This is a genomic window from Kitasatospora sp. NPDC058965 (assembly GCF_042741245.1).
GTDB lineage: Bacteria > Actinomycetota > Actinomycetes > Streptomycetales > Streptomycetaceae > Kitasatospora.
This window is the reverse complement of record NZ_JBHYKG010000185.1, coordinates 12373-16575: the sequence shown is the minus strand read 5'-3', so window position 1 is coordinate 16575 and position 4203 is coordinate 12373. Positions and strand designations below refer to the sequence as shown.

The following is a 4203-nucleotide window of genomic DNA, read 5'->3' as shown; positions in this document are numbered from 1 at the left end:
GGCCGGGGCTGCTCGCGCCGGTCCTGCGCCGCGGACGACGGTGAGCGCCCGGCCCCGGTCGACACCGTGCCCAGTTGCCCGCCCCCGGCCCGGCACCCGCCCGGGCCACCACTTCGTGCGTGGCATCGCAACGTCGCCTTCGCCGAACCCGGTGCGCCCATCGCATCGCAGGCCGCCGGACGGCCGGGCCGGACCGAGCAGGCCGGGGCACACGTCGAGCAGCAGCAGCGGTCGGCCCGGCCCTCCCAGCGGTCCCGCACTGCGTCACCGCTCGTGCAGGCGTCGGTGCCACCACGGACCCGCTGGTGACAGCGGGTCTGCCAGGGTCCGGCGCAAGAGTTCGCCGTCCAGCCGTTCGACGATCACGCGCAGGCCGGAACGGGCCCGCGGCGCCAGCGCGGCCAAGGCCGTCTCGAGCGTGTCACGCGCCGAGACCACGTCGCAGCACGGGCAGTCCGCCCGGGGGAGATACAGCACTCTTCCCGGGCCCTTGAGGAACCGGCCGAGTACCAGGACTGCGTCGAAAACAGCACCGGGCCACAGGCCCCGGGCCTCCAGCCGAGCCACCGCTGCCTGCGGGCCCCGGGCGAGGCCATCGATCTGCTCGGGTCGCCGATCACTGCTTCGAGGGCGTCGTTGAGCGCGCACAGCGCCGGGCGGCCTACGCGGCATTGCCCCTTCGGGTCGTCATGCCCGCAGTCTGCCATGCCTCGGTACACCGGCGGGGCCGATTCTCCCGGTCACACCCTGCCGCCGAGATCGCCTCTCGGGGCCGAGCCGCCCGGCCGAACGGGGCCGACGAACCCCCCTCGGATCAGGCGGGCCTGATCCGGGAGGCGCGTGTGGGCGGGCCCTGCTTCCGGGTTCGCCGGCCGGAACCCGCACCGGCCGTCACGAGCCCGCCAGCCAAGACCACCCCGCCCGCCGCCCTGCGGCCGCCGACCGCCGGCCGGCCCTCTCCCGGCCTGACGCTTGCCCCTCTGCGCCCTCACACGCCCGCCCCCATCCGACGGCCGCCCACCCTGCCCGGGGCCCGCGCACGGTGACGGGGCGCTCGCCCGCCCGGGCGAGCCCCGGTTCCCCCACCCGCCGCACGCCCGCATCATGGCTGGCATGGACGACCCCGGCGTTCCCGACGACGACCTGCTCGACCTGGTGGAGCACCTGCCCGACCCCGACGACGGCGCCGACACCTGGAGCGAGGACGAGTACGAGTTCGTGCCCCGCTGCTGACGTGTGGCCGCGCGGGTGACGGCGCGCGGCGGGTGCCGGCGGGCTCCGGGATCGCTGCGTGGTCGAGGAGCCTGCACGATGCCGGCGACAACCGTGGGCACCCGCAGGGCCGTGCCGGGGGCCGGCGGCACAATGGGGTGCCGTGGACCTGAGAGCGGAACTGATGCCCCCGCCGGTGAGCCGGCAGCGCCTGGACGAGCTCGGCGCCGAGATCGTGCGGATCGCCGACCTGGTGGTCTGCGGGGCCGGGACCCGGGACGAGGAGATCGCGGCGTTCAACGCGCGGACGGGCCACGACTACGGGGCTCTCGACTTCGCCGAGTACGACGGCGGCCGCGACCTGGTCGAGTTCGCGCTGGAGGCCGCCCGGCCGGCCCGGCCCCGGGTCGCGGACGTCACCGCGGACGAACTCGTCGAGATCGTCCGCAAGATTCTGGCCGGGGACCCGGAGAGCGACTTCTACCTGCGGCTCCTCGAAGCCAACGTGACGCATCCTCGGGTCGGCGACCTCATCTTCCGTCCCCCGGCCGGCCTGCGGGACGCCTCGGCCGAGCGGATCGTCGACGAGGCTCTCAGATATCGTCCGATCGCCCTGTGACCGGCTGGCCGTCAGCGGGTGGCGGCCCGCTGTTCGGCACGCGCTCGGGTGCCGGCCAGGCGGTAGGAACCGGTGCCGGTTTCGATGTTGGTGCCGTTGACGGTGAGGCGGTCGACGATGGCCACGCCGGACCGGCCTGCGAGTCCCGGCAGATCGCCGCGCACAGATCGACCTGGGTCTTCGGCAGCACCCGGGTCTCCTCGTCGTGCACTGCAAAACCGTGGGTCCTGAGGGCAAGCACCCGAGCGCTACTCGGCGGCATCACTCACCCGGAGCAGCGGATGGTCTTGCCGGTGAGCGCCAGACGCTCTCACAACTCGCGTATGGAGCCACTGCCAAGCAGATGGTTGTGGGCGGTGCCGTATCGATGATGCGGCACCGCCCACAAAAGGGGTCCCTGCGGCAACAGAACTGCCCCTACCGGTTCAAGCGACCGTCCGGACCACGGACCTCGCTCAGAGCCCGCCGGCAAGCGGCTGGCTATTGCACTGTTCGTCACCCCGACGGTGTTGCGGTAGGGGCAACGGGCTGCCGGACGAAACCGGAGGGCACCGAAAAACCCCCGGCCGGTGAGCAGGACGTTCCGGGCGTTGTTCACAGCAGGCCTGCGGCGGCTGCGCGAGATTGCGCACGGCCCCGTTGCCCAACGGGCCGGGCCCCCGGAGCAGGCCGAACTACCGGCAGGCTCGACTCCTTGCCGAGCTCCCCTGCCCGTGTGACACCGTGACTGCAGCGGTCTGTGGCGGCAACCACGGGCTGACTGACCGTCAAATCCGTCCGGACCAAGGACTTGTGATCATCATGGCTCTTCGCCACCGCCCCATCGTTTCTGCGGCTGCGGGCACGCCGGCGTGCGTTGCGGCTACCCGCGTCCCCGTGCTCGTGCCCGGGATCGTTCCCGTCGCGTGCGTTGTGATCGTGCTGATCGTGCTCGGCTGCGACATCCAGGCCGCCATCGCCGCAGTGCTCGCCATGGGAGCCGCCGCCCGTGAACTGACCCGCACCGCCTGATCCCCGCCTTCCGTCATCGGCGGTGGTGCCCTCCCGCGGCACCACCGCCCTACCGCGTGGAGGTGCGGTGCCCCGTCCCGAGAAGCCTGTCGATCCGAACGCCCCGTACGCGGCGCTCGCGCTGCACCTGCGTGCCGCCAGAAGCCGGGCCGGATCCATCCCCCTCAAGTCCTTGGCCCGAAAGACCGGTTACTCGATCGCCGCGCTCTCCGAGGCCGCCAGCGGCCGACGCCGTCCCACGCTTGCCCTGACCACCGCCTACGGCACGGCCTGCGGCGGTGAACGGGAGTTCTGGATCGAACAGTGGCAGGCGGCAGGCGCACCCGCCCACACAGCCGGTCAAGTCCGCCCCGTACGCGTGACGCCACCGGAGCCTTCCACCGCCCGCACCGTGGCCGAGTTCGTCCAGCGCCTGCGCGACCTCAAGGTCTGGGCGGGCAACCCGTCCTACGACCGCATCAGCTACCACCACGGACGCGCGCCCCGGGACGGCGGCGTGGCACTGGCCCGGAGCACGCAAAGTGACGCGCTCAGTGTGTCGAGGTCGACCCTGCCCGGTCTGCAGATCACGCTGGAGTTCGTCTGGCGTTGCCTGAGCATTGGGAGCGCCCTGCGCGGCCGCCGTGACGACCTCGCGGACCAGATGGACCAGTGGGCCGACGCCTGGACCTCGATCGCCCGAGCGCCCGCCGAGTCCGAGCCAGAGGCCCCGGCCGCGGCACTGCGGCCCCCGAGCGTGGACGAACCCACGTCACCGCGGCCTGTTCTGCTCCCACCGGCCGGGGAGCTGAGCCTTGAGCGCCGGCAACTTGCCGAGGTGTTGCGCCAGCTCTTCGAAACGCTGAACATGTCCGTCCGGCGGTTCGCCGCGCGCTGGTACTACGACGCGGGGACGGTGTCCCGCTATCTGAGCGGAAGGCGGATCCCGCCGCAGGAGTTCGTTGAGCAGCTGATCAAGTCTGTCGAGGAACAGGCCGGAATCGAGGTGACCCAGCCGGTCAGGTCCCACATTTTCACTCTGCTGGGCAGGGCCAGGGCAGAGGCACAGCTGCAGGGCGGTCACCTGGCCGAGCCCGTGAGCGACTATCGGCGGCGACTGCAGCGCGAGCTGGCCGGGCTCGAGCGGTACGCCAACGGTGAAGGCAGTGCCGGGACGTAGCCGGTCGACAGGTGCCGGGCAGCGGGGGCCGGGCGGGCCCTGAAGGCGGGGCGCAGGTCCGCCAAGGCTCGTGCCGCAGGTGGGGCGTGCCGGCCGGGCCCGCATGGAGCAACCCGGCGTACGCCATGTCCTCGAGGCCCGGTGTCCCGCCCGGGCGGGCGCCGCATCGCGAGTGGTGGGGCGCTGGACACCACCCCGGCAC

3 protein-coding genes and 1 pseudogene are annotated in these 4203 nt (G+C 72.7%); 3 read left to right on the top strand and 1 reads right to left on the bottom strand.

The genetic code is table 11. The annotated features are described in order from the left end of the window. Nucleotides 1–1375: 1375 nt before the first annotated feature. Complete coding sequence (locus tag ACFW1A_RS26370; RefSeq protein WP_380412624.1) at nt 1376–1831, top strand: hypothetical protein; 456 nt, start codon at nt 1376–1378, stop codon at nt 1829–1831. A gap of 11 nt (nt 1832–1842) precedes the next feature. On the opposite strand, the pseudogene ACFW1A_RS26365 reads toward ACFW1A_RS26370, so the two are convergent. Further along, nucleotides 1843–1953, bottom strand: a pseudogene (locus tag ACFW1A_RS26365) (AAA family ATPase); the annotation flags it as partial. Nucleotides 1954–2623: 670 nt separating this feature from the next. On the opposite strand from ACFW1A_RS26365, the gene ACFW1A_RS26360 reads away from it, so the two are divergent. Both ACFW1A_RS26360 and ACFW1A_RS26355 read left to right on the top strand, forming a co-directional pair. After that, nucleotides 2624–2842 carry a hypothetical protein gene (locus tag ACFW1A_RS26360; RefSeq protein ID WP_380412622.1) on the top strand — a complete coding sequence of 73 codons (219 nt, stop codon included), beginning with the start codon at nt 2624–2626 and terminating at the stop codon, nt 2840–2842. 67 nt (nt 2843–2909) lie between these two features. Further along, on the top strand, nt 2910–4001 hold the full coding sequence (locus ACFW1A_RS26355) for a helix-turn-helix domain-containing protein (protein ID WP_380412620.1): 1092 nt from the start codon (nt 2910–2912) through the stop codon (nt 3999–4001). Nucleotides 4002–4203: the final 202 nt, after the last annotated feature.